We start from the raw sequence: 467 nt of genomic DNA on the forward strand, positions 1-467 counted from the left end.
CAGTTGGTCTGTTCCTGACAATGACTGGATTTGAGAGAGAAACCCTTCTCGGGCACCTTGCCGGGCTTATCGTTAACGTATCAGCATCACTGATACTGATACCGTCTTACGGCGCGCAGGGTGCAGCGTACGCCGCCGCCGCTGGACTTTTGACATGGAACACGGTGTTAGCTTTTAAAGTTTACCGGCGATTACAGCTACGGCCGGGAATTTTTTAGAAAACTCTATCCTCAACAATCTCATATAAAAGGAGAATGTCATGAAAATCCTGATACTAGGGGGCGATGGCTTCTGCGGCTGGCCGACTGCATTGCATCTGTCCGCACTTGACCATGAAATACGCATCGTGGATGACCTCTCCAGGCGCAACATCGATAATGAGCTCGAGTGCTCTTCACTGACCCCGATCTCTCCCATGAGTGATCGCCTGGCTGCCTGGAAAGAAATCACCGGACGCGATATCACCT

General features: G+C 51.2%; 1 protein-coding gene and 1 pseudogene. Both read left to right on the top strand.

All coding sequences use genetic code 11. The annotated features are described in order from the left end of the window. The coding region (locus FY251_RS21165; protein WP_187367480.1) for a polysaccharide biosynthesis C-terminal domain-containing protein at positions 1 to 218 on the top strand (218 nt) is incomplete at its 5' end. A 41-nt stretch (positions 219 to 259) separates the two neighbouring features. Further along, a pseudogene (locus FY251_RS22890) lies at positions 260 to 467 on the top strand (NAD-dependent dehydratase); the annotation flags it as partial.

This window comes from Haloferax sp. KTX1 (assembly GCF_902410085.1).
GTDB classification, from domain to species: Archaea; Halobacteriota; Halobacteria; order Halobacteriales; family Haloferacaceae; genus Haloferax; species Haloferax massiliensis.